The following is a 26,318-nucleotide window of genomic DNA, read 5'->3' on the forward strand; positions in this document are numbered from 1 at the left end:
AACGCGATGCACGATGAGCCAACGACATAAAAACGGACACAGGTGACACGAAAAGAGGATTAAACAGGTCATCGGGCGATGATTACTGTTGCATCCTACGCGCAACTAAGCGAACAGGCCAGCTTGTAAGATCAATTTAACCTACTCGTGTTTAACCCGGTGTAGCGACTAACTGCTGGCCAACTAAAAATACAGGCATCCGCACTTTATACGCATTAGGTGAAAACGCACGAGAGTCCTATTCATCCTGCGCCCGTGATCGCTGTAATGGCAGTCCAATGATCACACCCATAGTTTATTGATTGAAGTGTTGATCACATCGGTCGTTTAACGTTCCATCACAACGAGCACACCGCAATGACTGAACACTCCGTAAGTTTTCATGCAGCGACCCACTACCTTGAAGTGGGCGGCAGAACCCTGGCCTATCGCACTTTTGGACACGGCACCCCCTTGGTACTCTGCGTGCGGTTTCGAGGAACGATGGAGTCCTGGGACCCGGCGTTTCTGGACGGGCTGGCGCACCAGGGTTTTCAAGTCACGGTCTTCGACTACACCGGCCTCGGGCGATCGACCGGCGAGCGGACCTATAACCCTGCCTCGCTGGCCAAGGACACCATCGAGCTGATCACGGCCCTGAAGTTGGGCAAGGTGGTCCTGGGAGGCTGGTCGATCGGCGGCGTGGCCGCACAGATCGTCCTCGCCCAGGCGCCCCAGTTGGTCAGCCATCTGGTGCTGATCGCAACCACCCCTCCAGGGCTTCTGGCCAAGCCTGGGGAACAGCTGTTCTACGAACTGGCCAAGCGAGATAACAACTTCGAAGATTTCGTGAGCCTGTTCTTCGAACCCGCCTCGCCCTCCAGCCGGGCCGCCGCTGAGCGTTCATGGAACCGGCTGGCGTCCAGGCGCGAAGACCCGAGCCCGGAAGTCCCTTACGAGTGGGCCGGCGCGCAACTGGGCGAAGGTCCCAAGAACCCCGTGTTCCCGGTCGAAGCAGTGTTGCACGTGTTGAAAAATACCGAGGTGCCCGTGCTGCATCTGGGCGCCGATCACGACATCGCCTTCCCCGTCGAGAACTGGTACGCCTTGAGCGATCAGTTGCCGACGCTGCACATCGTCACTTTCCCCGGTTCCGGCCACGGCCCGCAGCTCCAATACCCGCGCACGGCGGCCAAGCACATTGCCGCGTTCGTCGAGGCTGCCCACGACTGACCTCTGATCGCCCGGGCCTGCGTTCGAATCACCGCAACGCGGGCCCACCCTGATTCATCGATAGCAACGGACCGCTCTTCTTCGCCAGAACCGCGCCATAAACGTCGTGCTCAGAGCGAGCGGGACGGCGGCCGTGTGCCTGTTCAACACTTTTCACGACCAAGGTGATTTATGACAAAGCCTGCAACGTATCGCGCCGTCGTGGCGACCGCCCCCGGCAAACTGGAACTGGTGGAGCGCCCGATTACGGAGCCTGGCCCCGGCCAGGTACGAATCCAAGTGGAAGCCTGCGGCGTCTGCCACTCTGACAGCGCCACCGTGGAAGGCTTCGCAGGCGTACCGTTTCCTCGTGTGCCGGGGCATGAAGTCGTTGGACGCATCGACGCCATCGGCGCCGGCGTACAGGGCTGGACCCTTGGCCAGCGAGTGGGTGTGGGCTTTCTGGCGGGCGAAGACGGCACTTGTCCGTCGTGCCGCCAGGGTGATCCAGTGACCTGCCAGAACCCGGTGATCAGTGGCATGACCGTTGACGGTGGCTATGCCGAGATCATGATCGCCGAGGCGCGCGGACTGGTTCGTGTCCCCGAAGAGCTGGATGCCACCCTTGCCGCGCCCCTGCTCTGCGCAGGCCTGACCACGTTCAACGCCTTGCGCAACTCCGGTGCGCAAGCGGGTGACGTAGTGGCGATCCATGGTCTGGGCGGGCTGGGCCATCTGGGTGTGCAGTTCGCCCGCAAGATGGGTTTCCATACCGTGGTCATCGCCCGAGGCGCCAGCAAGGCCGAAATGGCGCTGTCGCTGGGGGCTCATCGCTACATCGACGCCACCGAAGAAAACGTTGCCGAGGTCTTACGCTCGCTGGGCGGAGCGAAAGTAGTGCTCGGGACTGCTCCAACCGCACAAGGCATGGCAGAGACAATTCCAGGCCTGTCGGCTCGGGGGCAATTGGTCGTGGTCGCCGTTCCCAACGAACCCCTTTCGGTGAACGCAACTGACCTGATCTTCGGCGCGCGCTCGGTCAGCGGCGCCCTCACCGGCACGGTGATTGACAACGAGCAGACCCTGGCTTTCGCCAACCTTCAGGGTGTCCATCCACTGGTAGAGACGTTTCCCCTGGAACAGGCGAGCGAGGCCTACGACCGGATGATGCGGGCAGACGTTCGATTGCGTGCCGTTCTGGTCATGGGAGCGCAGCATCATTCCAGCGGCGGACCTGACCAAGCGCACCCATGACATCCTCGTCAACTTCCCCAAGCCTGACTGAATACGCAGTGAGGACGGCCGAATGACTCAACCCATCACCCTCGCCGAAGCCGAGGTATTTGAGCGCTTTCACGACGCGGTGTTTGTGCGTGACATGGAGGGAACCATCTGTTTCTGGAACTCCGCATCGGCTGCGCTTTACGGCTGGCCCTCACATACGGCGCTGGGGGCGCACGCTCGTACGCTGCTCAAATGTAGGCACGAGCGCGAAGGACACGACACGGCAGACGACCGACTGTTGGCGGATGGCTATTGGGAAGGCGAGCTCTCCCGGCTTACGGGCTCGGGGACACGTCGATTAGTGAATGCCCGATGGTCGCTGCGTCGAGATGCTGCCGGTCATCCCGTCGGCATCCTGGAAACCGGCTATGACATCTCGCTGGCCAAAGAAACCGAACAGCATCTGAAGGCCAGCGAGTACCGCTATCGCAACCTGTTTCAAGCCATGGCGGCGTCGTTCTGGGAGCTGGACTTCACCGCTGTCGGCCCCAAAATCCGCACCCTGCTCGACGCCGGGGTGCGCAACCTGGAGGCGCATTTTCTGGCTCACCCCGAGGTGGTGCGCGACTTCATGCGCAGCACTCAGGTGGTGGACCTGAACGATCACAGCATCCGCCTGTTCGGTCGCGGTGATCGTAGCGAGATGCTCGGAAACATCGACCGTTACTGGCCCGACGAGAGTATCCAGGTGTACGCCCGTTGCGTTGTCAAATCCCTCGCGGGGCACCCCAACAACATCGAAGTCACGCGCCTGAGAACCCTTGAAGGCAAAGAATTCGAGTGCCTGTTCACGGCCTGTTTTTCCAGGGAGAACATCGCGCGCGGGGTAATCCTGATCGGCATCATCGATCTGTCTGAACTGGCTGCAGCGCGCCATGCGCTGGAGATCATGCAGACCGAACTGGCCCACGTGGCACGCATTTCGATCCTGGGCGAGTTGAGTGCGTCAATCACCCATGAGATCAATCAACCCCTTACCTCTATTTCGACGTATGCCCAGGCTGCACTGCGCTGGCTGCGGCGACCCGAGCCTGACTTGAAAGAAGTGGAGATTGCCTTGATGCAGATCGTCGATGAGGCCCAGCGCACCGACGACGTCATCACGCGCATTCGCGGCATGGCTCTGCGTCGACCTGCGGAAGAGTCGGACGTGGCGATCAACGACGTCATTCAGGACTCACTGCAATTCACCGACCATGAACTGCGCAAGCATGCCGTGCGCCTGACCACTGACCTGGCGGTCTCATTGCCGGCGGTGCGCGCCGACCGGGTGCTGCTGCAACAAGTGATCGTCAACCTGCTGATGAATGCCGCACAGGCAATGGCGTCTGCCGATTCCCCTTCAAGGGAGCTGACTATACGCAGCGAACACCTGCCCAGCGGTGAAATCAGGCTTCAGGTACTCGACAGCGGCCCAGGCATCGCGCCGGGGCTGGAAGGCAAGCTGTTCGAAAGCTTCTTCACTACCAAGGCCACGGGAATGGGCATGGGTCTGCCGATATGCCGTTCGATTGTGGAAGCTGCGGGTGGAGAGATTCAGCTGGCGAACAGATGTGATGGGCAGTCTGGGGCGAAGGTCACGCTGACGCTGCCTGCGTTATGACAGCCGCGGTGAGACGCCAGATAAAGGCCCTTCACTGCCTGGCAATGAAGGGTCTTGGGCATCAGGCTTTGATGAAGGCCAGAAGGTCCTCGTTGATGACTTCCGGATGCGTCGTGCACATGCCGTGCGGGTAGCCCTTGTAGACTTTCAGCGTGCCATTTTTCAGAAGCTTGATCGAAAGCTCCGCTGAGTCTGCAATTGGCACGATCTGATCGTCATCGCCGTGCAGGACCAGCACCGGCACGCTGATCTTTTTCAGGTCCTCGGTGAAGTCGGTTTCCGAAAACGCCTTGATGCAGTCGTAGTGGGCTTTGGCGCCGCCCATCATGCCCTGACGCCACCAGTTTTCCTTGATGCCCTCGGACACCTTCGCGCCTTCCCGGTTGTAACCATAGAACGGCACCGGCACGTCCTTGTAAAACTGCGCACGGTTGGCGGCGAGTGCTGACCGGAACCCGTCAAAGACGTCGATCGGCAGACCGCCAGGGTTCTTCGCCGACTTGACCATGATCGGCGGCACAGCGCCAATCAACACCGCCTTGGCCACCCGACCCGCGCCATGTTGAGCGACGTAGCGCGCCACCTCGCCGCCACCGGTTGAGTGACCGATGTGTACGACATTCTTCAATTTGAGATGCGTGACCAGCGCAGCGACGTCTGCCGCGTAAGTGTCCATGTCGTTGCCCGTGGAGGTCTGGGTCGAGCGCCCATGACCGCGACGGTCGTGGGCAATGACCCGATAGCCTTTGGAGACGAAGAACAGCATCTGAGCATCCCAGTCATCGGAGCTGAGCGGCCAGCCATGGTGAAACACGATGGGCTGCCCCGAACCCCAGTCCTTGTAGAAAATTTCTGTGCCGTCTGAGGTGGTGAAGCTCGTCATGTCATTGCGTCCTTCTTTGAGAGTCGCCGCTGTGGCGGCCTGGGCGCTGGTTGCGCCCATGACCATAGCTGAAAGTGAACCTGCAGCCAGCGCCGTCGCGCCGACCTTGAGCACCTGCCTGCGTGAGCTCGATGGTGTGTTGGGAGTGTCAGACACAGTCGTTACCTCTCTTGGGTCGTAAACGAAAGTCATCAGGGGTGGGCGCCAACAGTGCCCAACCCAAGGTCAGGAAGATTGATAGGTTCAGCTGTGCGAAGCGCCAGCACTGCCGGCGTCACAGACTTGTATGGAGAGCAAAGCGTCATGGGCCATCAGCGTGTCGACGGCAGGTTGGAACAGATACTCGAAACTGGCTCGCATCGCATCGATGGAATTCCAGGCGCAGTGAATGGCCCAACGCCCCACAGGGCGCTCAGCGGTATCCAGTTGGCAGCACACACAACCATCGGAGGCTTTCAGACGTGCAACCGATTCCTGCATCAGGTGCCCACAGGTCTGGGAGAAACACTCGCGGGTATGAATCAGAACGACTTTTTCCAACGTGTCAGTGTTCATGGGATTCCCCGATGAATGGCCAGTGCCGAGTCATCAAGGCGCCAGACGGCAGCGCAAGAAAAATGCTCGAACTGGTTCGTATGATCTTGCGCGCGAGAGCGGTGCGCCATTATCGGTTCGCATAGGCAACCCACACCTTGGTATGGCGTATGTACAGGGCATATCGCCCACTCGCAGGCCTCACATCGAGGCCGTGCGCGACTGAAATCCGAGCAGGCGCATGGCAGGAATCACGACGCTTTTCGTCGTTTTATTTTCAAATCCCCAACGGCACGATGTGGCGGACCTCCTCCTGGGAAATCGCCGCCATGACTGTTTCACCGTCCAACCTTCCCGCCGTACACACGCCTCGCATCGCCATTTCGGGCGCCACCGGCCGGGTCGGTGCGCAGTTAATCAATAGTCTGATCAACGACCCTGTCAACCTCCTCGCTCTAACGCGAACGCCGGCCAAAACCCGGTTTCCATCCGGAGTCGACGTGGCGAGCATTGACTTCGACCAGGCGGACACACTGCCCCAGGCACTTGATGGCGTCGACACGCTGTTCCTGGCACATGGCACTTCAGACCGCCAGGTCGAAAATGAAATTGCACTGATTGACGCGGCTGTCGTGGCGGGCGTGACACATATCGTCAAGCTCTCGGCGATGGGGCCGGCGACACCGCTCAACCCATTCGCCTGGCACATGCGCATCGAGGCCCATCTGGCGATCCAGCCTGTGGCATCTACCGTGTTACGGCCCACGGCCTTCGCTGACGTACTCAAACGCGCCGGGGCTCAGGTGGCGAATGGAACCTGGGGCGGATCGGCAGGCAACGGAGCAGTCAACTTCATCGACACCCGGGATGTCGCGCAGACCGCCAGGGTCGCCTTGCTCGAAGAGGTCAGCACGCGCTCCCAGCGGGCTTATCACCTGACAGGGCCTCGCGCCTGGACGATGCAAGACATTGCCGCTGAGCTGACCCGCCTGCTGCAGCGGCCGGTTGCTTACCATCAGCGCTCTGCCACCGAGCATCGCGCAATGCTGATCAGAGAAGGCGCATCAGCGCTGATGGCCGATCTCCTGAGCGGTATGGACTTGATGTATCACGAATCGGCGCTGTCGGAGATCACCTTGACGGTCGAGCAGATGACCGGCAAACCGCCCCGTTCATTATCTGACTGGTTGATCGAGAACATCAGCCTGTTCCGCTGATGCTTTGTGGTTCAGAGACGAACGTCGTGCAGGCTGGGCAGCAATCCGTTCACACCAAGGTATAGCTGAGCTGTATTCAGGTAGGAGTGAGGCCCGAAGCAAACTGACTTATCGTTTCCCCACGCCAGATTTCGATCAACGCTTACATCGATTGTGAGGGCCATTCGTCATGGACAGTTGGAACACTCGTCAGCCAAGCGACTCTCTCGGTCTTATGGCCACCCGACATGCCACGCTGGATTCGGCCCAGACCTGCGAACGTATCGCACTGCTGGAGTTGCTGCAGCAACACCTGACGACCACCGTCCAGTTGCACCAGTACGTCCACAGCCTGGAAATCAGGCTGCGCAATGTGAGCTTTGTCGACGTCCGGGAGTTGTTCCATCGCATCGGGGTTGCCACCGAGCATTGCTCGGCATTTCTTGATGAGCGGATTCGCGACATGGGCGGCGCGATGCAACTGCAACGGCAGATCGTCAACGCGCTGAGGCTGAATCAGGACGATCGCTGGTACGAATTGAGTTTTGCAGCCTGCATCGATCAGATCACCCAACGTACACATGCTTTGATGGCGTTTTCAGCTCAGGCCAAAAGATTAATGGATCGCGCCGTCATCAGTGGCGATTACAACAGCCTGCATGTCATGACCGATTGCGTCTATCAGATCAGCCAACTGGTGGCGCTGATCCAGATCCATATTCCCCTGGAGCCGCTGGCAATGGCCAAGCAGGCTTCGGCCCGATCAGAAAGAGGATGAACCAGCAGGCTTGTCGGTGAGTTCTAACGCACTGCCAGACGCAACTCTCTCGCTTGAGAGAACCATCACCTGGAATAAAGGCTGACGAACGCAGGGTGAACCATGCGACTCCCCGCTTGATGGCGTTACTGAGCGTCCGCAATGGGTCGATAGCAGCCACTGGCGCCAGACCGTTACGGCCAGAATTTAACGTGCGAGCTATGCCAGCGTGCACAATGTGTCCATGAACATCGGGCCCGATAAATCTCGTACTGCACCATCGCCAGCAACGAAACAGCCCGCAGCGCCAGCGAACGACTCCTGCTCATCAACAGCAATGTCCAAACTGCAATGGACTATGTAGCGTAATAGCCAGCCACCCGCGACGCGACCGCAAGGTTCCACTGTCTGGTGATAGCCATCAACCGACAGCGGCCCGGCACCGTGGTGCTGAGCAACACGATATGCCGCGCGGTAGCTGGATTCATCGAGTGAGGTTTCGTTTTCCATTTGCATTCGGAATGGCTAAGAAGGGGCAATTATCTACACACTCACGCGAAATGTCCGTACGCCAGCTACCAGCCAGAAGCAGCCGGCCGGTGGGTAAAGCCACATTGCTCATGATCTTAACGGCTACTCGCGAGGCAGCATGACCGGCTCCATCGTGACTCCAGACACCTCATTTCGGCCGGTCGTGCTGCCACCGTTGGTTCAGTCTTCGTTGAACGGCCCTGCCTCAAAGGAGATTTGACCGTCCATAAACTCTCGCACCCAAATATCGCGCGTCTCTTCGCCCACGCCTTTGACTGTGAAACTAAGTTTCGGCAATAAGCGTGCAACCACTTCAAAAAGTGCACGAACTGACCAGCTATCCAACGAAAAGTACGCATTGGACTCGGTGCATGCGGTGACGAGGTCGGTGTAAACGTCTTGGCTGAGGGCGTTACTGTCCAGGTATGCGATCAACTCCGATCGCACGCTGTCCAGTACCAGCAAGTCACCGTCCAACGGTTGGACCCAAACATCAGTGTGAAAGCTCATTGCAGACCTCCGTGTAATAGTTAAAGGCATTTTGCCGTACGCTCCACGGCTATGCCTAGTCAGCTTCCCTGATATTCAATCTCACGCATTTCAACAGTTCTTCTCCTTCTGAGGCCCCTGGTATAGCTCATTCGACCGTCGTGATTTTCCCGCATACCCGCCGCCGTTGATTTCAACAAACGCCTCAATTGTGTCGATCGAACGACCGCTTGTGGCCGATAGCAGCCTGTGGTGACCGGCCGCTCCCTGCCATAACCAGCCACTCCCAACATAACGCCTCTGCCAGAAACGCACAGCCTTTCAACAACGGCATCCTCGCCGAGTTCGCGACCTTACATCAGGGCTACTCAAGCCGCACCCCCGACACCGGCTCATATCACCTTCACCGCACGGCCTATGAACTGGATCGGGCCGGTCGGCCGGCCGGTTGGCGACCCTCCGGCTTTCTCCAGGGTCAGTTCGAATAGCTGATCAGGTTCAAGCGGCGGCAGGCTCTGCAACGGAACGCGGTTAGGCGCGCCTGGCTTGACCAGACCCAGGGAAACCGGGGCGCCCCACCGCTCGCCTTTGGTCCAGAATTGCAGCGCCATGCCATCGGGAACCGAATCCTGCCCCAGCGGAAGCAGCTCGATGGTTCGGTTGTCGTTGGCCTGTACCACCCAGCCGGGCGCCTGGCTGTTCGGAGCCACCAGCACCACCAGGTATTGGGTCGTGGGCGCAGGGGCATTGAGCAGGATGAACGCCAGCATCAGGCTTGCCGCAAACCCCGCCGCACTCAATCCCTGCCACAGGCCCAGGCGCTGCCACCAGCTTGCCTGACGTTGGGCGGGCGCTGCGGCAAACTCGTCAAGGCTGCGCTGGATACGGCCCCACAGTCGGGCACTGGGCGGCACCGGCGTGGCGAGTTCGGTGAGGTCCAGCAGGCGAACCTCCCAGGCATCCACGGCGGCTCTCAGTGCAGCGTTGGTGCGCAGGCGCTCGGTCAGGTCGGCATGTTGTTCGGGGGACAGCGTTCCCAGCACATATTCTCCGGCGAGGGCGTCCAGTGTTTCGGCGGCTTCGGGCTTCATTCCAGACACTCCCGCAGCGCCTTGAGGCTGCGCTTGATCCAGGCTTTGACAGTCCCCAGCGGCGCACCCAGCAAGGTGGCGATTTCGGCATGGCTGCAGCCGTCCACGTAGGCGTGCAGGATGCAGCGCTGCGGTGTGGGTTGCAGTTGCTCAAGGCAGCGGTAGATCTTCGCCGACCCTGACCACAGGTCTGCATCGTGCTGCCCCCCGTGCAACACGACGCCGGTATCGATCCCGGACTCATCCAGCTCGGTTTCCCGCCGCGTATCGCGTATCGAATTCAGCGCCAGGTGGCGGGTGATGCTGTAGATCCAGCCCCGGGCCGAACCGCGCTCGGGATCGAAGCTGGCTGCGCGGGTCCAGATGCGCACCATGGCATCGTGGACGACGTCTTCTGCCGTGGCGTGGTCGCGGGCGATGCGCCGGGCCACACCCAGCATACGTGCCCCCTCATGATCGTAGAGCGCCTGCAAGGCTCTCCGGTCGCCCTGTGCACAGGCCTCCAGACAGCGGTGGAAATCGAAGGGGACTACAGGCGCGTTCAACGTGTGCGGTGTCCTTGTTTCAAACGGGGTGCCCCGGTCATCTGACCGGGGTGCTTGCCCAACAGCGTAGAGGATCGATCGCAACGGCGTCTGCCTGATTGCGTATCACTTGGCCGTCCAGAACAGATAGTCTGCCTGATACTTGACGATCTGCTGCGCGCCCTTGTTCTGGGCGGTGCAATCGCTCGCCGGGGCCACGCCGCCACGGGTAGCCACGCGCTGGATGTAGCTGACCCCTTGCATAGCGCCCGTGCCTTCGACCGGGTTGGCTTTGACCAGTTGATACGGCAAGTCGCCGTCAGCCGCTTTTGCCACCGCCAACTGGGTGCCGGTGACTTTCGAACCGTCCTTGGCCTGCCAAGTAGCCGGAGGGCCGAAGTAGTCACCCACGGGTTTGCCGGCACGGTCGTTGAGCACGGCCTTGGGGCCCACGAAGGTCCATTCTGTCTTGCCAGGGGCATCGGTCTTGTCGCGGCATTGATACGTGATTTCGCCGACGCCGACGGTTTCAAGCATCACCCGATGGCCATCAGGGACTTTGACCGCATCCGGCAGCGCGGACTGGGCGTGGGCAGTCTGCAGGCCGATAGCGAGGCTGCAGGCGAGCAGGCAGACGGAGGTTTTGATGTTCATGGGCAGTGCTCCTGAAGGATCATTGGGCTGGGCAGTCACATGCCGCCCATTACCAATACCCGCCAGTTGCAGAACTGGATGCACCGCCTGAAAAAATAATTACGCGAGGGTCTGGGCATCCCGACGGGGATACCCAGCCTGCCCGGTTCGACGCGGTCAGTGATTCACTTCACCGGCGGCATGTCGATGTCGGTGTCGTTGATGCGGTTGAAGGTATTGGTGAAGATGGTCAGCGCGATCGTCAGCGAGATTTCCGCCAGTTGCGCATCGCTGTAACCCGCCTGGCGAATCGCAGCAACATCGGCATCGCTCAGGGTGCCGCTGGTTTTCTGCAGCTTCAGTACGAAGCTGACCAGGGCATCGCGCTTGCTGTCCCCTGTCGAGGTGCCCTGGCGGATCTGGGTCAGAACCTGGGATGGCAGGCCGGTCATCTTGCCCAACATCACATGGGCCGCAACGCAGTAGTCACAGCCGGTCTGCTCGCTGACCAGCAACTTGATGGTTTCCAGGTCCTGTTTGCTCAGGCTGCCGTTGGCCAGCACGCCCTCGGCGTTGAGCACAGCCGACAGTGCATTCGGCACCAGATGGCCTAATGCGGCGAACAGATTAGGCACGGTACCGCCGGCGATTTTCCGGACTTCGGCATAGACGTCAGCGGTGGCGCCAGTGGCAGTTGCAACAGCGGGGATTGCGATGCGGCTCATGGTGAAACTCCTGCTCGGTGGGTTAGATGGCTCCACTTTATCCAGCACCCATGATCTTGTAGAGACTCGAATCGCTCACTATAGTGCTCATAAGTATCAATTCCGGACATCGTCATGACCGCTTCTTCCCGCCAGCAGGACTGGCTCAGCCGACTGCTGGAGATGATTACCGTCAAAGGACGCCTGGAACTGCGGTGCGCATACGGGGCGCCGTGGCAGGTCGTGTATGAAGACTCGGAACCGGGAGAGATGCCCTATCACGTGGTGATGCGCGGGTCGGCCATTCTCGAAACCCCGGGCCTTGGCGCGCCGCGACGATTACAGGCCGGTGACGTGCTGCTGATGCTGCATGGCTCTGAACACCTATTGCATGACGGCAGCGGGATCAGCCCGCCCCAGGCGAGCTACCGTGATGAGCTCAATCTGGTGGTCAGTGAAAACACCGGCGGCGGTGAGCCCCTGGAAATGCTCTGCGGCCGCTTCGTGATCCGGCCACCCCATGACCGCTTCATCAGGGACTATTTGCCGGGCCGGTTGATCGTCCGCACGGCCAGCCAACCCTCTGACACCCAGACGCACACGCAACTGACTCATCTGCTCGCCGTGATGCGGCAAGAGTCACTGGTTGCAAGCCTGGGCGGCAATGCCATGCTGGACGCCCTGTCTACCGCGCTGTTCACCATGACCCTGCGCCTGGCCAGCGAATCGGCAGACACGCCGGTGGGCCTGCTGGCGATGGCAGGCCACCCAAGACTGGCACCCGCACTGACCGCGATCTTCAACGACCCGGCCCGGGCCTGGACGCTGCCGGAGCTGGCGGATCTGTGCAACATGTCCCGGGCGACCCTGATTCGCCATTTCCAGGACAAGGTGGGCAAGTCTGCGAACGCCATCCTCACCGACGTGCGCATGACCATGGCGGCCAATGAACTCACCTCCACTACCCTGCCTACCGAGGCAATTGCCGAAGCCGTCGGCTATCAATCCGTCGCCGCGTTTCGGCGTGCCTTCACCCAACGCATGGGCATGACCCCAGGCGACATTCGCAGGTCCAGACACCCGGGCGCGACTCCATGAAAGGACCATGAACGCAAAAGCCAGGTGCCACACCGTTTCGGTGGCACCTGGCTTGTCAGGCAGGATGTGCACTCAACCTCAGACGGATTTCACCTCTCCCCCGTCGATCCGCAACGCCGATCCGGTCATCCATTTCGCAGACGGCGACACCAGGAACGCCAGCAGGTCGGCGATCTCTTCAGGCTCGCCAAATCTTGAAATCCCGGCATTCTGCGGAAACCTGATCGTCGCTTCTTCAACACTCATGCCATTGGCAGGTGCCCATTTCTCCAGAAAGGAACGGCGACGCCCCGTCATCACCGGACCCGGCAACACACTGTTGACCTGGACGCCCTCCTGGATGCCGCGATCAGCGAACGCCTTGGCCAAGGCCACAATGGCAGCGTTGATGGTCGCGACCGCTGCATAGCCGGCTTTTGGCGTATCCGCCGAGTTGCCGGACATCAGTACCACCGAACCTCGTGATGCCTTGAGCGCAGGCCACGCCGCCAGCGTCATCCGCCGTGCGCCGTGCAACTTGAGCTCGGTACCGTCGTGCCACTGCTCGTCGGTCATCTCGAACAGATCGATCTGAGGCACAGCCCCGGCGATGTTCAACAGGGCGTCAATCCTGCCAAACCGGGCCAGCGTCTGCTCAACCACTTCCGAGGGCACACCCGGTGCGGAAACATCGGCGTCCAGCACCAGCGCTTGCGCACCGATCGCCTCGACCTGCCGGGCCGTGTCTTGCAGGTTCTCGCGGTTTCGCGCCACCAGGACCAGTGCCTCAAAATCCCTGGCCAGGCGTAGGGCTGTGGCGCGACCGATCCCCTGACTTGCACCCGTGACAATAGCTACAGACTTCACCATCGCAATTTCCTCATTCAACGCATTTGGGTTGGGGGATCAATCGACAACCACGACCATTTTGCCGGCCGCTTCGTTGGCCTCCATGACGCGGTGAGCCTCATGGATTTCCTCGAATTTGAAGACTCGCGTCGGTTTGACGTCGAGCCTGCCGGCGGCTGCTTCCTGGGCAATGGCCTGCAGCGGCACATCGGCCAGCGGGAAGCCCTCGGTGCCGAACACGAAGCTTCCAAAGAAGGTCAGATAGACGCCACTGGACATCTGCAACAGCGGGTTGAAATCGGCGATGGGCTCAAGCCCGCCCAACCAGCCTGCCAGGCACACGCGCCCGCCCCGGCGAACGATCGCCAGCAAATCGATCACCGTGCTGTTGCCCACCAGATCGAGTACTGCATCGAAGGTTTTCGCGCCCTTGATCCGGGCGGACAGCTGCGGCCCTTCCAGTTCCACTGCCACGGCGCCGAGGTCCTTGAGCATCTGCGCGCGTTTCTCGCTGCGAGTCGTGGCAACCACGCGCGCCCCTGCGTTCACCGCCAGTTTCACCGCGGCCTGGCCGAACGATGAGGTCGCACCTCGAATGAGGACGGTCTGGCCCTTCTCGATCTCCAGATTGCGGAAAAGACAGGTCCACGCCGTGGCGTAGGTTTCCGGGATCGCCGCCAGTTCGGCCCACGGCAGATCGGCGTCGATCAAGGCCACGTTGGAAACCGGTGCACGAGTGTATTGCGCGTAGCTGCCGTTAATGGTGCGGCCCAGCCCTCCCATCAAGGCAGCCACCTTCGCCCCGACCGGGAATTCGCCACCGGGGCATGACTTCACGATGCCCACGCACTCGATGCCGCTGACCGGTGCCGCTTCCGCCCATTCACCCCGGCGCATGTGCATCTCGGCGTGATTGATGCCGAACGCCTTGATCTGAATCACGACGTGTCCTTCCTTGGCGGTGGGCTCCGGGATGTCTTGATAAACCAGGCTGTCCAGACCGCCGAATTTCTCTAGAACGATCGCTTTCATAAGATTCTCCTGTAGAGGCCGTTTAGGCACCTGATCCGATTGGCTGGGTAGACGTCGCGTGAGAGGGAGGCCAACTGGGGTCGTCATCGACGCCGCCCGAGTAACCTCTCTACTGCCGGCTTGGAGGTTAGTAACGGCATAGTAACTTGTCAAACACATTTTGAATGGTTACTCTTTTTCGACACTTCCAGAGATAGCGAGCAGACGATGAGCACCCATTTGCACGGTCCGGCGATGTTCATCGCGGACGCCCCGGCGCTGGATTTCCTCAATTCCATCGCTACCCCGGTGGACGAGGTCGTTGACTGGATTGGCGATGGGCAGGGACTGCTCGACTGGCTGCGCCAGGCAGGCTGGGTCAGCGAACACACCCTGCAGCAGATAGCCCAGGAGGCCATGCCCGGTGAGCTGGAGATGGTCGCCGGGCAAACCAGGGCGCTGCGCGACTGGTTCAGGGATTTCGTTTTGACGCACCGGGGTCAGCCACTGTCGCCCCAGGCCCTGGAGGACCTCGCTGCGCTCAACCGCCTGCTGGCCAGGGACGAAGGCTTTACTCAGATAACCGTCACCGACACGGACGCCTCGAAGCTGACCCTTGCGCCGCGCAGACGCTGGAAAACCCCGGATTCATTGCTGCTGCCTATCGCTGAGCAGTTGGCGACGTTCATCTGCGACGAGGACTTTTCCGACGTCAAAAGCTGTGAGGGTGCCAGTTGTACCCTGATGTTCGTCGACCACACCCGCGGCAAGAAACGTCGGTGGTGCAGCATGGCGGTGTGCGGCAATCGCGCCAAGGCGGCGGCGCACCGCGAGCGCAAGAAGTCCGACTCGGTGTGATGGGCAGTCATCAGGCGAAGATCCCGAGTGCTGAAAACAGGAGAGGGAACGATAACCTCTTGAAATGGGTTTGACAGGTTACTCAAGCTGTGCGAACTTCAGGTACGCAGCTGTATCTGCCTATCCCCGCACACGCCAAGAGGATCACGTCATGAGTACTGCAAACGCTTCAACGCCGGTGATCAACCACGCCTTCGCATACGCTGACGGCGTCAGGGTGTTCTATCGAGAAGCCGGCGACCGCGCCCTGCCCACCCTGCTCCTGCTTCACGGTTTTCCAAGCTCGTCCCATCAGTTCCGCCAGTTGATCCCCCTGCTCGCCCCGCACTTCCATGTGATCGCCCCTGACTTGCCGGGCTTCGGCTTCACCGAAGTGCCAGAGGCCAGAAACTACGTCTACAGCTTCGACGGGCTGGCCAGGACCCTGACGGACTTCGTCGATGCCCTGGGACTCAAGAGCTACGCAATGTACGTTTTCGACTACGGGGCACCGACCGGGCTGAGGCTCGCGCTCAAGCATCCGGAGCGGGTCACCGGGCTGGTCAGCCAGAACGGCAATGCATATCTGGAGGGGTTGGGTGATGCCTGGGCGCCGATCCGGGCCTATTGGGCTGAACCCACCGCGGCTAATCGGCAGGTAATCGCCGATGCCGTGTTGAACCTGGAAGGCACGCGCTGGCAGTACGTGCATGGGGTCAACCAGCCCGAACTCATCGCGCCGGAAGGCTACACACTGGATGCGCTCTTGATGGAACGCCCCGGGAACAAGGACATCCAGCTGGACCTGTTTCTGGATTACGCCAACAACCTGAAGCTGTACCCGAAGTTTCAGGCGTTCTTTCGTGCGCACAAGATCCCAACGCTGGTCATCTGGGGCAAGCACGACCCCTTTTTCATTCCCCCGGGCGCCGAGGCGTTCAAACGGGATAACCCGCAGGCCGTGGTCGAGCTTCTGGACACCGGCCACTTCGCACTCGAAACCCATGCCGCGCACATCGCCGCGCGCATCATCGAAGTGATCCGCTGACAGCCGTAAAGCCGCCCTTCACGAGTCGCTGCCATGGACGGCGCACTTGCCCCCTCAAACTCCCGAGCCCGCTTCCCGTCAGTTAGAGCCGTAGTCGATCCTGTCTGAGCCTTTGAGACTTTGGAGCATCTTTTAGATATTTAACAGGCTTAAGGGTATTACCGAGACGCCCTACCATGGCGTCGTTGACGAATACCTAACACTCGATGGAGTTTCCAATGTCACGTACCCACACCCCGTTCCCGGCGCCTGCCGCTCACGCCGCCGCCCACACCGCGCCAGGGAGGACTCAAGCATGAATTATCTGGTCAACGTTCTCGGGCGCTCGGGCCTCATGAAGCGCGATCTCGACTACCACCTGCTGCGCGCCGCGATGGTGGTCATCTTCGTCTGGTTTGGCTATGACAAATGGTTCGTTGCCGAGATCACCGACCTGCTGCCGCTGATCACCAACGGCCCGCTGATTTCATGGACCATTCCGGTGCTGGGAGTCAAAGGCACCAGTGTCTTCCTGGGCACAGCCGAATGGACCTTTGGCCTGCTGATCTTCCTGGGTTTCTGGAACAGGAAGCTTGGGATACTGGGCGCCCTCGGCTCCTGCGCCACCTTCATCGGAACCGTCACCATCATGCCGTTCGCACCCGGAGCCTGGCATGAAGGCGCCGGCGGTTTCCCGGCGATGACCATCGTGGCCGCGTTTCTTCTGAAGGATCTGGTGTTGCTCACGGTCTCGGTCTACCTGCTCAGGCAGGACGTTGCCCGGCAGTTGAAGCTGGCTGAACACGCCGCCTGAACCAGCAGCGGGCATTCAGGATTTCGACACGGTGCTCTGAAGCCGCGCAGTCATGTCGGCTTCGAGCATCTGCAGGAAAACCTTCACCCTGGCAGGCACATACTGCCGGGTCGGGGTGACGGCCCAGACCGACAACTGCTCCATGTCGCCGTCGGCCAGGCGGATTTCCACCAGCGAACCGTCCCGCAACTGGGGCAACACGTCCCAGTACGCCAGCATCGCAATGCCCAGCCCTTCGATGGCAGCATCGCGCACTGCGCCCACATTGCTGATCATCACCCGCCCCTCCACCCGCCGCCGGACGATTTCGCCGTTCACCACGAACGGCCATCTCGGCACGGCCTGAAGCACGATGCACTGGTGCTGTTCAAGCTCGTCCAGCGTGACGGGCGTGCCGTGTTCTCGCAGATAATGCGGGGCCGCACAGAGCACGCGAGGATTGGGCGCGACCCGCCGGGCAACCAGCTCGGAATCGGCCAACGGCGCGACCCGCAGCGCCAGGTCGAACCCGCGGCCCACCAGATCGACCACGGTGTCCGAAACGTCGAGCTCGACCCGCAGATCAGGGTATTGCTGCAACAGTTGCGGCAGCATGGGCAAGACAATGGATTGTCCGAAGACGCTGGGCGCTGTCACCCGCAACAGCCCTGTCACTCGGCTCGTCGACGGCTGCAACGCCTCCAGCGCACTCTCTTCGGCCTCGAGCATGGTATGGGCATAAGGAAGAAACGCTTCGCCCTCGGCCGTGAGCGAAACCGCCCTGGTGGTGCGCTGAAACAGCCGCACGCCCAATTCCTGCTCCAGCGCAGTGATGCGCCGCGACACCTGCATCGGCATCACATCCAGCCTGCGCGAGGCGTCCGAGAGGCTGCGCGCCGTCGCGACCGCCAGGAAAATACGCAGGTCGGTTGTCAGCATGATTATATCCTTTCAGGTTATGCCGGCTTCACCCCAGACCGGCTTGGTCTGGCCCTGGCACCTCCGTAGTATCGCTAACAACAGGCAATTACGCCCACTACGCTTGAAGACGAGGTGCAGCCATGAACCATTCGACCCCATCGATTCTAACGCCTTTCGATATCAAGAACCTCACCCTGCGCAACCGCCTGGCGGTGGCCCCCATGACTCGCGTCAGCGCCACGCAAACCGGCGTCGCGACCGACGCGATGGTCCGCTACTACGAACGCTTCGCCAAAGGCGGGTTCGGCATGGTCATCACCGAAGGCATCTACACCGACCAGCGCTTCTCCCAGGGCTACCCCTTCCAGCCCGGCATGACAGACGCCGAACAGGCCCAGGCATGGCGCACAGTCACAGACCGAATCCACGTTCAGGAAGCGGCTGTTTTCGCGCAACTCATGCATGCCGGGGCACTGAGCCAGGGCAATCGCTTCACCCAGCACACCGCAGCGCCCTCCGCAGTCCGCCCGAAAGGCGAGCAAATGCGCTTCTACTTCGGGGAGGGCCAGTACCCGGTGCCCGTTGCCATGACCGACGAAGACATCGCCGACGCCATCGCCGGGTTCGCCCAGGCAGCCAAGCGCGCAATGCTGGATGCAGGCTTCGATGGCGTCGAGATCCATGGCGCCAACGGCTACCTGCTCGACCAGTTCCTCACCGACTTCAGCAATCAACGCAACGACCGCTGGGGCGGGAGCACCCAACAACGGGTCGGCTTGATTCTGGAAGTGATCAAGGCCGTCCGTGGGGCGGTAGGTAGCGTCCCCGTCGGCGTTCGCATCTCCCAAGGCAAGGTCAACGACTTCGGACACAAATGGGCAAACGGTGAGCACGACGCCGAAATCATCTTCGGCTCGCTCAAGGACGCCGGCGTCGACTACATCCACGTGACCGAATTCGAAGCATGGAAACCCGCTTTCGCCAGCACCACCCAAAGCCTCGCTGCCTTGGCCCGTCGCCATGCACCCGGCGTCGTACTGCTTGCCAACGGCGGCCTGCATGAGGAAGAACACGCCAACGCCGTGCTGAACGACGGAGTCGATATCCTGGCCATCGGCAAGGCAGCACTGGCCAACCCCGACTACCCGAACCGCCTCGCCGAGGGCCGTACGCTGTCAGGGTTCGATGCGTCGATTCTGGGGCCAATTGCGAACATCAAGGAGAGTGAACTGGCGATGTGAGTGGAGGGGCGGCCGTAAGCTATCGGCCAGAACCTTAAAGTCGCAGCGCGATCCTCGATACCCTAGACTGACGTCGAGCTCGTTGAGATCGGCCAGGAGTATCCAATGGCTTGCTTGATCAGGAAAGCCGACAGCACGGATGCACCAGCGATCAGCCTGATCGTCGAGGCCGCGTTGCGAAAATCCAATGCCCAGGATTACCCGCCGGACGTTATCGAGCAAGTGGTGCAAGGCTTTTCGCCCTCGCAAGTCTTGAAACTCATGAGCCTGCGCCAAGTGTACGTCGCGTGCATCGACACCCATGTCGTGGCCACTGCAAGTCTTGCAGGAAATACGGTGCGCAGCGTATTCGTCGATCCTGCTTATCAGCGACAAGGCATTGGGAGTCTTCTGATGGCGGCTATCGAGTCAGTGGCGGTGAAGAGCGGCATCGAACGACTGCGTCTCCCCTCTTCGATCACTGCGCAAGGCTTCTACCTTTCTCTAGGCTTCGTGAAGGTGCGGGACGCATTCCACGGCGCCGAGCGCACGATCATCATGGAAAAGAGCCTCGGCCAGCAGGCTTGACTGCGTCAGATAGAAGCGCGGGCTGGCGCCAGGTAACGGCCAAAAGCCGCCCCTGGATTCACTCACATGACTCATCCACTTGATCGCAGAGTCCAGAGCTGTGGAAGGCACTGGCGCACCGAATTCCCTTCACAGCGACATCCCCGTCCACTCTTCGGAAATGCTCCAGAGACGCTCGGCGAATTCCGGAGTGGCGGCCCAACTTGCCACTCCCTTGCGACCTGATTCGGCGTCGTTGACCGGCGCGATGTTGCAGTCTTCGCAGTAGACGCCGCCCTTGCCATTCAGGGCGGGACTGGTTGCGCACCACAAGCCCGTTGCCGCTCCCTGCTCCAGGTTCTTGAGGCCGACCTCCGGTACGACCTTTTGCTGGCCGTGCTCATCAAACACATCAAATGCTGCGATCTCGGCGCTGCTCAGATGGCGTCCCAGGTCAGTCAGAATCTGACCGGGGTGAAGGGAGAAAGCCCGCACGCCCTGGCCAGAACCGCGCTGGTCGAGCCCCATCGCGAACAGTGCGTTGGCGGTTTTCGACTGACCATACGCCGCCCATTTGTCATAGGGACGATGGATGAAGTCGATGTCATCGAAGTCGACACCGGCGATCTGGTGACCTCGCGATGACACCGCAACCACCCGGGCAGCGCGAGCCGCAACCAGTGCTGGCCACAGACCGCACACCAGACGGAAGTGCCCCAGATGGTTGATCGCGAACTGGCTTTCGTGCCCATCGACATCTCGTGCCAGGGGCGAGGCCATGACGCCCGCGCAATTGATCAACAACGAGAGCGGTTGTCCGCGCCGCACGACCTGGGCGGTGAACGCCTGAATGGAATCGGCATCGATCAGATCCATCCCATGGACAGAGATACCCTCTTCCCCCGCCAAGGCCTTGCGCGCACGATCAGGGTCTCTGGCCGGGACAATCACCTGGGCACCTACGCGGGCGAGGCTTCTGGCAGTGACCAGCCCCAGTCCGGAATACCCACCAGTGACAACAGCGAGATGCCCGGCGAGATTCACTCCGGCCATGACCTCGGTTGCGGTACTGGCGGCGGAAAAAGGTGAAAGAACAGGTTTCTGAGGCGTTGTCATGAGGGGCTCTTCGTTGCATGGCTTTGGCACCCATTGTTCTTTAAGATGGCTGGACGAAACAGTTCAGATAATCCAGGTTTCTGTCGTGATCATCCAAAATCCGCTTTCAGATCCCCTATCCGATGTCCTCGCGCTGGCCGGGCTTCGCGCTGCCTGTTCTGTGCGCCTGCGAGCGGGTGGACAATGGGCCCTGCGTTTTCGTCCGATTGAACTCAAATTCAACGTCGTGCGACGTGGCCAGTGCTGGCTGCGTATCGAGGGCAGCCAGCCGCGTCAATTGCGGGCGGGCGACTGCTTCGTGATTTCCCGCACCCCGTTCATTCTGGCGAACGATCCGGAGGGCGATGCGGTCAATGCGTCCGATGCTTTCGCCCAGTCCAGCACACTCGCCACCCTGGGTGCCGGTGACGATGTGGAGTTACTGGGTGGCAGTGTGAGCCTGATCAATGCCGGCGCCGGCCAGCTCCTGTCGTTGCTGCCGCCTGCGATCATCATCCATGCAGCCTCGAGTGCCGCTTCGTCGTTTGCCTGGTTGCTGGATGAACTGGACCGGGAATGGCAGTCAGCGCAACCAGGCGCCAACGCCATGTGCAACGACCTGCTTCGTCTGATTTTCGTCCATGGGCTGCGCCATCACATCAGCACTGCCGACGTCGCCGACCTTGCCTGGTTGGGAGGCCTGCGCGACCCTGCCATCGCCAATGTGATGCGCGCCATTCATGGTGCCCCGGAGAAATCCTGGACACTGGCGCAGATGGCGCAGATCGCTTGCATGTCGCGATCCAGCTTCGCAGCACTGTTCAAGCATCGGGTGGGCCATCCTCCTGTCGAGTATTCGACTCGCTGGCGCATGCAAGTTGCCGCCTCCAGGTTGTATGCAAGCCGGGACAGCGTGGCGACCGTTGCCGCCTCCTTGGGTTATCTGTCAGACGCTGCTTTTGGAGTCGCCTTTCGCCGGGTTCACGGAAAATCGCCTGGGCAGTATCGGCGAGAAGCAACAGGTCAGAGTGCTGATAGGCCAGTGTGACGATCGCACAATTGAAGCGCTCGAACGCGGCGCCAGACCCGGCATGCTCCGCCACTGCGAACGGGAATCTGCCGCTGCAACGAAGGAATTCGTCGGCTGACGGGTTGTCAGCTATGGACCCCAAGGAGAAACTCCATGACCCAACTCGCACTCGTTGTAGGCGCCAGCGGCATTGTCGGCAGCGCTGTTACTCAACTACTACTCGACAACCAGTGGCAGGTTGCGGCCCTCTCCCGCCACCCGTCCCAAGCCTCAGGCGTGATACCTGTTGCAGCGGACCTGCAGGATCCGGAATCCTTACGCCGCGCGCTGCAGGATCTGAAACCCACGCATGTGTTCATCACGACCTGGTCGCGCCAGGCCACAGAGGCTGAGAACATTCGGGTCAACGCCGCGATGGTTCGAAACGTCCTGGATGCGTTACGCCCCGCAAAAAGCGTTGCCCATGTGGCCTTGGTGACGGGGCTCAAGCACTACCTTGGCCCGTTCGAAGCCTACGGCAAGGGCACACTGCCGCAGACGCCTTTCCGTGAAGAGCAAGGTCGCCTGGACGTCGAGAATTTCTACTATGCCCAAGAGGACGAAGTGTTCTCGGCTGCCAAGAAAGATGGCTTCACCTGGAGCGTGCACCGCCCACACACTGTCACTGGCGTCGCCGTCGGCAATGCGATGAATATGGCGACCACCCTGGCCGTCTATGCCACGATCTGCAAACAGACGGGCCGGCCCTTTGTATTTCCGGGATCGCGAGTCCAGTGGGACAGCCTCACGGACATGACCGATGCGAAGCAGTTGGCCAAGCAACTGCTCTGGGCTGCTCAAACCCCAGCAGCAGCGAACCAGGCGTTCAACATCACCAACGGCGATATCTTTCGTTGGAAATGGATGTGGACGAGGATTGCCGACTACTTCGGCCTGCACCCCGCCGCGTATCCCCCTGCCCCTTCGCCACTTGAGTCTCAGATGGCCGATGACCAGGCGATCTGGAGTCAGATTGCCGCCGAGCGCGGACTGAAAGAATCCGACATCAAGCGCCTGGTTTCGCCATGGCACACCGACGCTGACCTGGGGCGGCCCATCGAAGTGGTAACGGATATGTCAAAGAGCCGGGCGATGGGCTTCACGGAGTTTCAAGCCAGTGACCAGGCATTCTTCAACGTGTTTGACCAACTGCGTAGGGAACGTCTCATTCCTTGATACTCGGGGCAAGTTCGCTTACGCATTGGAGAAACTTGCCCACCAGAACGGATCGGTGCCACTGCCAGGCGTTCAATCCTCGCAATGGCCTCGCTTCTTCTGGTGCTTGGTGCAGTATTTTTTCTTGTCGCCGTTCAAGAACTTCTCTTGCCGTTCCTTCTCCCAAGGCGACATACAGGAGTTGAAGCCCCGACCCCATCCCGCCCAGTAACGCTCTTGAAAACGCGCTCGGCGATCAGCATCCCGTGCCTCATACCCGTAGCCATGCTCCCGGGCGTCACATCCACTGCGATATCCGTCCCCGTAGGCGCCGGTCAGAGGCTCTTTCCAGAACCAGGCACAGCCCGACAAGGGCAAGGTCACACACAGAACAACACACACCTCGAACAAGCGTCTTGCCACGAAACACTTCCTGGAGAACAGCCAACTGAGAGAGCCAACGAACTCCAGAATAAGATCAAAATGACATCACTTGGTTCTACGGTGTCTGATCATTTGTTGCCTCCGAAAACGCCAGTTCTCAGCAACGATTGAAGCCAGCTGGAAACCAGGGCATGTAGCCCTGGCTGATTACGGTGTTACTTACTCTTCTTTGCAGGCTTGTCTGATTTTTCGGATTTCTTGGCCTTCGTTGGTTTGCTATCCGCCTTCTTTGCAGATTTCTTCGGTTCACTGGCTTTCTTGTCTTTCTTTTCGGAAGATTTTGAAAGCGCAGAAGCCGCAGCGGATTTCTTGGCAGGCGATGCCTTTTTATCCTTCAGATCCTTACTGGCTTTCGAAGCGTCACCTTTGCTCTTCTTATCGTCTTTAGCCACGTTACACCTCTCGGAATGTGCCAGGTTGGCACTTGGCCTGCGGAAATATCCGCACGCTGACCATTAGGCGAGCGCTGGCGAAGGCGGTTCCATGTTTTATATCCGCGGATGGCTGAGTGGACGTTATCTACCTGCTGAATAGCTATCCCCCCTGCTACACCGCGCAGGTGAGAGTCAGCTCTGTTCCATTCCGCGCAACTTCGCTGGAAAGCGTTCCGCCAGCCAGTCGATGAAAACCCGTAAACGCTGGGTCATGTGACGGTTGTGGGGGTACACCACCTGAAAAGGGTATGGCGGAGTTCGCCATGCCTTGAGAATCTCCACCAAAATCCCGTCGCGCAAAGCGGCCTGGACGCCGTAAGTGAAGGTCTGTGCGATACCCAGCCCGGCGACGCATGCAGCCAGGTGCGCGTTGCTTTCATTGATGCCGATGCAATACCCGGTATTGATTTCGGTGCCCTCGCCGTCCTTTTCAAAGCGAAATGGAAACGCCCGCCCGGTGCGCGTCGAAAGGTAGCCTATCAGCTTGTGACCGTTTTTCAGGTCAAGTGGAGAGGCAGGGATGCCGTGCTGTTCGAGATAGGCCGGCGTAGCACAGGTGACCATGGGTGCCTGCCCGATCTGCCGCGCTACAAGGGATGAGTCATCCAGCGGCCCGCCGCGAATCACACAATCCACGTTGTCTCCAATCAGATCAACCGAGCGATCAGACACCCCCAGATCCATACGGATATCCGGGTAGCGCGCCATGAAATCCGGGAGCAATGGAATCAGCACATCCCGGGCTGTCGAGCCACCTACATCGATACGCAAATACCCTCGCGGGCTTTTGCGGACGCTGTTGAAGGACGAATCGATGTCTTCCAGATCCCTCAACACCCGCATCGCCCTGGCGTAGTAATCCTGTCCTTCGGGAGTGACCGTGACACGCCTGGTAGTGCGTTGCAGCAAGCGTACGCCCAGATAGGCCTCCAGTTCCTGCACCTGCTTGCTCAGCGTGGCGTTGGGCATATCCAGTGACGCAGCGGCTCGGGTGAAGTTTCCGGCTTCAACAACCCGGGCGAAGGCACGTATTGCCGACAGCTGATCCATGACGCTGCAACCTCGAAACCAGTAAGCGGATTATCCACGTATGTGAATAGTCATTCCATTGTACGCGCTTTTTCGACAATCGGTCCGAGTCTAGAGTAGCGCCATGACCAGACGCGCTGCGCGACGACCTGTCGGCAACTGACGTTCTGGCCCGACAACGCGATGCCCGCCGTCAGGAGGCTTCCAATGTTCGATGTGAAAAAACTCATCCGCTTTGGCGGCCTGTTTATCGCCGTGCTGATTGCCCCGTTCGCCCATTCTCAGGACCCACACACCATGAACCCCGATGCACAACACATCGCCGCTGCCCAGAGGCTGATCGACCAGCATTTTGCGATCTGGAACGAACGCGATGACCGAGTTCGTCTACAGCAGTTTGCGACGACCTACACCGACGATTTCACCGTCGCCGATTACGCCGCCATTGCCCGAGGTTTTGGCGAAGTCAACCGATTGATCGAGCGGGTTCAGTCTCAGCACGAAGGCTTCAGGTTCTCGCCGGAGCCCATCGCCTGGAACCACGACATCGGTCGCGTCCGTTGGGGCTTTGGCCCAGCCGGCGAACCCGACAAGGTGCGGGGCGAAGACATCTTCACCGTGCGTGACGGCAAGTTGCTGAGCATGCATGTCTTTCTCGACCACAACTGATTCGGCTCATACGGCCATTAGCGAAAACAGGAACCCAGAATGAAGTTCATTGCAGCAGTATTCATGTTGTTGTCAGTCAGTTTCACAGCGTGGGCACAAGTGCCGGGCATCAAGACCGCCGGTATCGATCACGTGGGCATCAACGTCCCGGATCTGGCCCAAGCGGAGCAATTCCTCGCCACGACCTTCGGGTGTACACCAGTGACCCACATCGGGCCATTCGACATGACTGCGTCCCTGGCCGCAGATCACAAGACCCCTGTGGCACCACGGGCGAAAAGCCTCTCTATCTCGATGGTGCGATGCTCAACCGGGTCGAACATCGAGCTGTTTGAATACTCGCATTCGACGAGCAGCGATCAGGTGCCGTTTGCAGAGGACCTGGGCGCTTCGCACGTCGCTTTTTATACCGATGACGTGAAGGCCGGCGTCGCTTACCTGAAGTCCAAAGGCATCACCGTATTGGGTGAGCCGATGACCATGACCGCTGGCGATACCGAAGGCGAAACCTGGGTGCATTTCCTCTCACCCTGGGGCTCGGAAATGGAGCTGGTAGGTTACCCCCATGGCAAGGGTTACGAGAGGACGACCAAAGCGCGGCTCTGGAATCCGAAACATCCCGCCAATTGAGACGCTTATGCCGTCGGCGCCTGACGCCGACGGCTGCGGGCGGGCGTCTTCTCTCACGCCAGCCTCTCTCC

Annotated in this window: 29 protein-coding genes; 15 read left to right on the forward strand and 14 right to left on the reverse strand. The window is 60.2% G+C overall.

Annotated features, from left to right (window positions below; genetic code table 11):
• Window positions 1-357: 357 nt before the first annotated feature.
• The 3 genes from NPS29_RS02155 (at window position 358) to NPS29_RS02165 (ending at window position 4,078) form a co-directional block, all read left to right on the forward strand.
• Complete coding sequence (locus tag NPS29_RS02155) at window positions 358-1,212, forward strand: alpha/beta fold hydrolase (protein WP_274130430.1); 855 nt, start codon at window positions 358-360, stop codon at window positions 1,210-1,212.
• 171 nt (window positions 1,213-1,383) lie between these two features.
• Window positions 1,384-2,445, forward strand: a complete 1,062-nt coding sequence (locus NPS29_RS02160; protein ID WP_274130431.1) for an alcohol dehydrogenase catalytic domain-containing protein — start codon at window positions 1,384-1,386, stop codon at window positions 2,443-2,445.
• A 52-nt stretch (window positions 2,446-2,497) separates the two neighbouring features.
• The gene (locus NPS29_RS02165) at window positions 2,498-4,078 is read left to right on the forward strand and encodes a PAS domain-containing sensor histidine kinase (protein ID WP_274130432.1); all 1,581 of its coding nucleotides are present in this window, start codon (window positions 2,498-2,500) and stop codon (window positions 4,076-4,078) included.
• Between the two features lie 61 nt (window positions 4,079-4,139).
• Here the strand turns inward: NPS29_RS02165 and NPS29_RS02170 are convergent, their stop codons facing one another.
• Window positions 4,140-4,961, reverse strand: coding sequence for an alpha/beta fold hydrolase (locus tag NPS29_RS02170; RefSeq protein WP_274130602.1), 822 nt, complete (start codon window positions 4,959-4,961; stop codon window positions 4,140-4,142).
• A gap of 243 nt (window positions 4,962-5,204) precedes the next feature.
• A complete protein-coding gene (locus tag NPS29_RS02175; protein ID WP_274130433.1) occupies window positions 5,205-5,516 on the reverse strand; it encodes a hypothetical protein in 312 nt (103 codons plus the stop codon).
• A gap of 308 nt (window positions 5,517-5,824) precedes the next feature.
• Here NPS29_RS02175 and NPS29_RS02180 point away from each other — a divergent pair, with 308 nt between their 5' ends.
• Together NPS29_RS02180 and NPS29_RS02185 are read left to right on the forward strand one after the other, a co-directional pair.
• Window positions 5,825-6,712: an NAD(P)H-binding protein gene (locus NPS29_RS02180; protein ID WP_274130434.1), complete on the forward strand. Its 888-nt coding sequence runs from the start codon at window positions 5,825-5,827 to the stop codon at window positions 6,710-6,712.
• Between the two features lie 169 nt (window positions 6,713-6,881).
• Window positions 6,882-7,469, forward strand: a complete 588-nt coding sequence (locus tag NPS29_RS02185; RefSeq protein WP_274130435.1) for a hypothetical protein — start codon at window positions 6,882-6,884, stop codon at window positions 7,467-7,469.
• Window positions 7,470-7,667: 198 nt separating this feature from the next.
• Here NPS29_RS02185 and NPS29_RS02190 read toward each other — a convergent pair whose 3' ends face one another.
• The 6 genes from NPS29_RS02190 to NPS29_RS02215 all read right to left on the reverse strand — a co-directional run bounded on the left by NPS29_RS02190 (window position 7,668) and on the right by NPS29_RS02215 (window position 11,441).
• Window positions 7,668-7,958, reverse strand: coding sequence for a hypothetical protein (locus NPS29_RS02190; RefSeq protein ID WP_274130436.1), 291 nt, complete (start codon window positions 7,956-7,958; stop codon window positions 7,668-7,670).
• A gap of 201 nt (window positions 7,959-8,159) precedes the next feature.
• Entirely contained in the window at window positions 8,160-8,489 is a 330-nt protein-coding gene (locus NPS29_RS02195; protein WP_274130437.1) for a hypothetical protein, read from the reverse strand.
• A gap of 371 nt (window positions 8,490-8,860) precedes the next feature.
• The gene (locus NPS29_RS02200; protein WP_274130438.1) at window positions 8,861-9,559 is read right to left on the reverse strand and encodes an anti-sigma factor; all 699 of its coding nucleotides are present in this window, start codon (window positions 9,557-9,559) and stop codon (window positions 8,861-8,863) included.
• Entirely contained in the window at window positions 9,556-10,104 is a 549-nt protein-coding gene (locus NPS29_RS02205; protein WP_274130439.1) for a sigma-70 family RNA polymerase sigma factor, read from the reverse strand. The genes NPS29_RS02200 and NPS29_RS02205 overlap by 4 nt, the downstream gene beginning before the upstream one ends.
• 105 nt (window positions 10,105-10,209) lie before the next feature.
• Window positions 10,210-10,737 carry a DUF3455 domain-containing protein gene (locus NPS29_RS02210; protein ID WP_274130440.1) on the reverse strand — a complete coding sequence of 176 codons (528 nt, stop codon included), beginning with the start codon at window positions 10,735-10,737 and terminating at the stop codon, window positions 10,210-10,212.
• Window positions 10,738-10,901: 164 nt separating this feature from the next.
• Window positions 10,902-11,441 (reverse strand): carboxymuconolactone decarboxylase family protein, encoded by a 540-nt coding sequence (locus NPS29_RS02215; RefSeq protein ID WP_274130441.1) that lies wholly within the window; start codon window positions 11,439-11,441, stop codon window positions 10,902-10,904.
• A gap of 114 nt (window positions 11,442-11,555) precedes the next feature.
• Between NPS29_RS02215 and NPS29_RS02220 the strand changes: the two genes are divergently transcribed.
• Window positions 11,556-12,518, forward strand: a complete 963-nt coding sequence (locus NPS29_RS02220) for a cupin domain-containing protein (protein WP_274130442.1) — start codon at window positions 11,556-11,558, stop codon at window positions 12,516-12,518.
• Window positions 12,519-12,596: 78 nt separating this feature from the next.
• On the opposite strand, the gene NPS29_RS02225 is transcribed toward NPS29_RS02220, so the two are convergent.
• Complete coding sequence (locus NPS29_RS02225) at window positions 12,597-13,367, reverse strand: SDR family oxidoreductase (RefSeq protein WP_274130443.1); 771 nt, start codon at window positions 13,365-13,367, stop codon at window positions 12,597-12,599.
• Between the two features lie 36 nt (window positions 13,368-13,403).
• A complete protein-coding gene (locus NPS29_RS02230) occupies window positions 13,404-14,378 on the reverse strand; it encodes a zinc-binding alcohol dehydrogenase family protein (RefSeq protein ID WP_274130445.1) in 975 nt (324 codons plus the stop codon).
• A 207-nt stretch (window positions 14,379-14,585) separates the two neighbouring features.
• Here NPS29_RS02230 and NPS29_RS02235 point away from each other — a divergent pair, with 207 nt between their 5' ends.
• The 3 genes from NPS29_RS02235 to NPS29_RS02245 all read left to right on the forward strand — a co-directional run bounded on the left by NPS29_RS02235 (window position 14,586) and on the right by NPS29_RS02245 (window position 17,035).
• Window positions 14,586-15,215, forward strand: coding sequence for a CGNR zinc finger domain-containing protein (locus NPS29_RS02235; protein ID WP_274130446.1), 630 nt, complete (start codon window positions 14,586-14,588; stop codon window positions 15,213-15,215).
• A 151-nt stretch (window positions 15,216-15,366) separates the two neighbouring features.
• A complete protein-coding gene (locus tag NPS29_RS02240; protein WP_274130447.1) occupies window positions 15,367-16,242 on the forward strand; it encodes an alpha/beta fold hydrolase in 876 nt (291 codons plus the stop codon).
• A gap of 295 nt (window positions 16,243-16,537) precedes the next feature.
• A complete protein-coding gene (locus tag NPS29_RS02245; RefSeq protein ID WP_274130448.1) occupies window positions 16,538-17,035 on the forward strand; it encodes a YkgB family protein in 498 nt (165 codons plus the stop codon).
• A 15-nt stretch (window positions 17,036-17,050) separates the two neighbouring features.
• On the opposite strand, the gene NPS29_RS02250 is transcribed toward NPS29_RS02245, so the two are convergent.
• Window positions 17,051-17,953, reverse strand: a complete 903-nt coding sequence (locus tag NPS29_RS02250; protein WP_274130449.1) for a LysR family transcriptional regulator — start codon at window positions 17,951-17,953, stop codon at window positions 17,051-17,053.
• A 122-nt stretch (window positions 17,954-18,075) separates the two neighbouring features.
• Here NPS29_RS02250 and NPS29_RS02255 point away from each other — a divergent pair, with 122 nt between their 5' ends.
• Together NPS29_RS02255 and NPS29_RS02260 are read left to right on the forward strand one after the other, a co-directional pair.
• On the forward strand, window positions 18,076-19,176 hold the full coding sequence (locus tag NPS29_RS02255; protein WP_274130451.1) for an NADH:flavin oxidoreductase: 1,101 nt from the start codon (window positions 18,076-18,078) through the stop codon (window positions 19,174-19,176).
• 105 nt (window positions 19,177-19,281) lie between these two features.
• Window positions 19,282-19,743 (forward strand): GNAT family N-acetyltransferase, encoded by a 462-nt coding sequence (locus NPS29_RS02260; protein ID WP_274130453.1) that lies wholly within the window; start codon window positions 19,282-19,284, stop codon window positions 19,741-19,743.
• 129 nt (window positions 19,744-19,872) lie between these two features.
• Here NPS29_RS02260 and NPS29_RS02265 read toward each other — a convergent pair whose 3' ends face one another.
• Window positions 19,873-20,838, reverse strand: a complete 966-nt coding sequence (locus tag NPS29_RS02265) for an oxidoreductase (protein WP_274130454.1) — start codon at window positions 20,836-20,838, stop codon at window positions 19,873-19,875.
• Between NPS29_RS02265 and NPS29_RS02270 the strand changes: the two genes are divergently transcribed.
• Both NPS29_RS02270 and NPS29_RS02275 read left to right on the forward strand, forming a co-directional pair.
• The gene (locus tag NPS29_RS02270; protein WP_274130455.1) at window positions 20,837-21,865 is read left to right on the forward strand and encodes an AraC family transcriptional regulator; all 1,029 of its coding nucleotides are present in this window, start codon (window positions 20,837-20,839) and stop codon (window positions 21,863-21,865) included. The two genes, NPS29_RS02265 and NPS29_RS02270, sit on opposite strands and share 2 nt — an antisense overlap.
• A gap of 135 nt (window positions 21,866-22,000) precedes the next feature.
• A complete protein-coding gene (locus NPS29_RS02275) occupies window positions 22,001-23,062 on the forward strand; it encodes an SDR family oxidoreductase (protein WP_274130456.1) in 1,062 nt (353 codons plus the stop codon).
• Between the two features lie 578 nt (window positions 23,063-23,640).
• Here the strand turns inward: NPS29_RS02275 and NPS29_RS02280 are convergent.
• A complete protein-coding gene (locus NPS29_RS02280; RefSeq protein ID WP_274130457.1) occupies window positions 23,641-23,877 on the reverse strand; it encodes a hypothetical protein in 237 nt (78 codons plus the stop codon).
• A 174-nt stretch (window positions 23,878-24,051) separates the two neighbouring features.
• Window positions 24,052-24,969 carry a LysR family transcriptional regulator gene (locus NPS29_RS02285; RefSeq protein ID WP_274130458.1) on the reverse strand — a complete coding sequence of 306 codons (918 nt, stop codon included), beginning with the start codon at window positions 24,967-24,969 and terminating at the stop codon, window positions 24,052-24,054.
• 186 nt (window positions 24,970-25,155) lie between these two features.
• Here NPS29_RS02285 and NPS29_RS02290 point away from each other — a divergent pair, with 186 nt between their 5' ends.
• Window positions 25,156-25,617, forward strand: a complete 462-nt coding sequence (locus NPS29_RS02290; protein ID WP_274130459.1) for a nuclear transport factor 2 family protein — start codon at window positions 25,156-25,158, stop codon at window positions 25,615-25,617.
• A gap of 39 nt (window positions 25,618-25,656) precedes the next feature.
• Window positions 25,657-26,247 (forward strand): VOC family protein, encoded by a 591-nt coding sequence (locus tag NPS29_RS02295; protein ID WP_274130460.1) that lies wholly within the window; start codon window positions 25,657-25,659, stop codon window positions 26,245-26,247.
• Window positions 26,248-26,318 lie beyond the last annotated feature (71 nt).

The organism is Pseudomonas putida (assembly GCF_028682175.1).
GTDB classification, from domain to species: domain Bacteria; phylum Pseudomonadota; class Gammaproteobacteria; order Pseudomonadales; family Pseudomonadaceae; genus Aquipseudomonas; species Aquipseudomonas putida_AD.

Excerpts from the sequence above, each read along its gene's own strand:
- NPS29_RS02155 (WP_274130430.1), top strand. The coding sequence starts at position 358 with ATGACTGAACACTCCGTAAGTTTTCATGCAGCGACCCACTACCTTGAA.
- NPS29_RS02160 (WP_274130431.1), top strand. The coding sequence starts at position 1,384 with ATGACAAAGCCTGCAACGTATCGCGCCGTCGTGGCGACCGCCCCCGGC.
- NPS29_RS02165 (WP_274130432.1), top strand. The coding sequence starts at position 2,498 with ATGACTCAACCCATCACCCTCGCCGAAGCCGAGGTATTTGAGCGCTTT.
- NPS29_RS02170 (WP_274130602.1), bottom strand. The coding sequence starts at position 4,961 with ATGACGAGCTTCACCACCTCAGACGGCACAGAAATTTTCTACAAGGAC.
- NPS29_RS02175 (WP_274130433.1), bottom strand. The coding sequence starts at position 5,516 with ATGAACACTGACACGTTGGAAAAAGTCGTTCTGATTCATACCCGCGAG.
- NPS29_RS02180 (WP_274130434.1), top strand. The coding sequence starts at position 5,825 with ATGACTGTTTCACCGTCCAACCTTCCCGCCGTACACACGCCTCGCATC.
- NPS29_RS02185 (WP_274130435.1), top strand. The coding sequence starts at position 6,882 with ATGGACAGTTGGAACACTCGTCAGCCAAGCGACTCTCTCGGTCTTATG.
- NPS29_RS02190 (WP_274130436.1), bottom strand. The coding sequence starts at position 7,958 with ATGGAAAACGAAACCTCACTCGATGAATCCAGCTACCGCGCGGCATAT.
- NPS29_RS02195 (WP_274130437.1), bottom strand. The coding sequence starts at position 8,489 with ATGAGCTTTCACACTGATGTTTGGGTCCAACCGTTGGACGGTGACTTG.
- NPS29_RS02200 (WP_274130438.1), bottom strand. The coding sequence starts at position 9,559 with ATGAAGCCCGAAGCCGCCGAAACACTGGACGCCCTCGCCGGAGAATAT.
- NPS29_RS02210 (WP_274130440.1), bottom strand. The coding sequence starts at position 10,737 with ATGAACATCAAAACCTCCGTCTGCCTGCTCGCCTGCAGCCTCGCTATC.
- NPS29_RS02215 (WP_274130441.1), bottom strand. The coding sequence starts at position 11,441 with ATGAGCCGCATCGCAATCCCCGCTGTTGCAACTGCCACTGGCGCCACC.
- NPS29_RS02220 (WP_274130442.1), top strand. The coding sequence starts at position 11,556 with ATGACCGCTTCTTCCCGCCAGCAGGACTGGCTCAGCCGACTGCTGGAG.
- NPS29_RS02225 (WP_274130443.1), bottom strand. The coding sequence starts at position 13,367 with ATGGTGAAGTCTGTAGCTATTGTCACGGGTGCAAGTCAGGGGATCGGT.
- NPS29_RS02230 (WP_274130445.1), bottom strand. The coding sequence starts at position 14,378 with ATGAAAGCGATCGTTCTAGAGAAATTCGGCGGTCTGGACAGCCTGGTT.
- NPS29_RS02235 (WP_274130446.1), top strand. The coding sequence starts at position 14,586 with ATGAGCACCCATTTGCACGGTCCGGCGATGTTCATCGCGGACGCCCCG.
- NPS29_RS02240 (WP_274130447.1), top strand. The coding sequence starts at position 15,367 with ATGAGTACTGCAAACGCTTCAACGCCGGTGATCAACCACGCCTTCGCA.
- NPS29_RS02245 (WP_274130448.1), top strand. The coding sequence starts at position 16,538 with ATGAATTATCTGGTCAACGTTCTCGGGCGCTCGGGCCTCATGAAGCGC.
- NPS29_RS02250 (WP_274130449.1), bottom strand. The coding sequence starts at position 17,953 with ATGCTGACAACCGACCTGCGTATTTTCCTGGCGGTCGCGACGGCGCGC.
- NPS29_RS02255 (WP_274130451.1), top strand. The coding sequence starts at position 18,076 with ATGAACCATTCGACCCCATCGATTCTAACGCCTTTCGATATCAAGAAC.
- NPS29_RS02260 (WP_274130453.1), top strand. The coding sequence starts at position 19,282 with ATGGCTTGCTTGATCAGGAAAGCCGACAGCACGGATGCACCAGCGATC.
- NPS29_RS02270 (WP_274130455.1), top strand. The coding sequence starts at position 20,837 with ATGAGGGGCTCTTCGTTGCATGGCTTTGGCACCCATTGTTCTTTAAGA.
- NPS29_RS02265 (WP_274130454.1), bottom strand. The coding sequence starts at position 20,838 with ATGACAACGCCTCAGAAACCTGTTCTTTCACCTTTTTCCGCCGCCAGT.
- NPS29_RS02275 (WP_274130456.1), top strand. The coding sequence starts at position 22,001 with ATGACCCAACTCGCACTCGTTGTAGGCGCCAGCGGCATTGTCGGCAGC.
- NPS29_RS02285 (WP_274130458.1), bottom strand. The coding sequence starts at position 24,969 with ATGGATCAGCTGTCGGCAATACGTGCCTTCGCCCGGGTTGTTGAAGCC.
- NPS29_RS02290 (WP_274130459.1), top strand. The coding sequence starts at position 25,156 with ATGTTCGATGTGAAAAAACTCATCCGCTTTGGCGGCCTGTTTATCGCC.
- NPS29_RS02295 (WP_274130460.1), top strand. The coding sequence starts at position 25,657 with ATGAAGTTCATTGCAGCAGTATTCATGTTGTTGTCAGTCAGTTTCACA.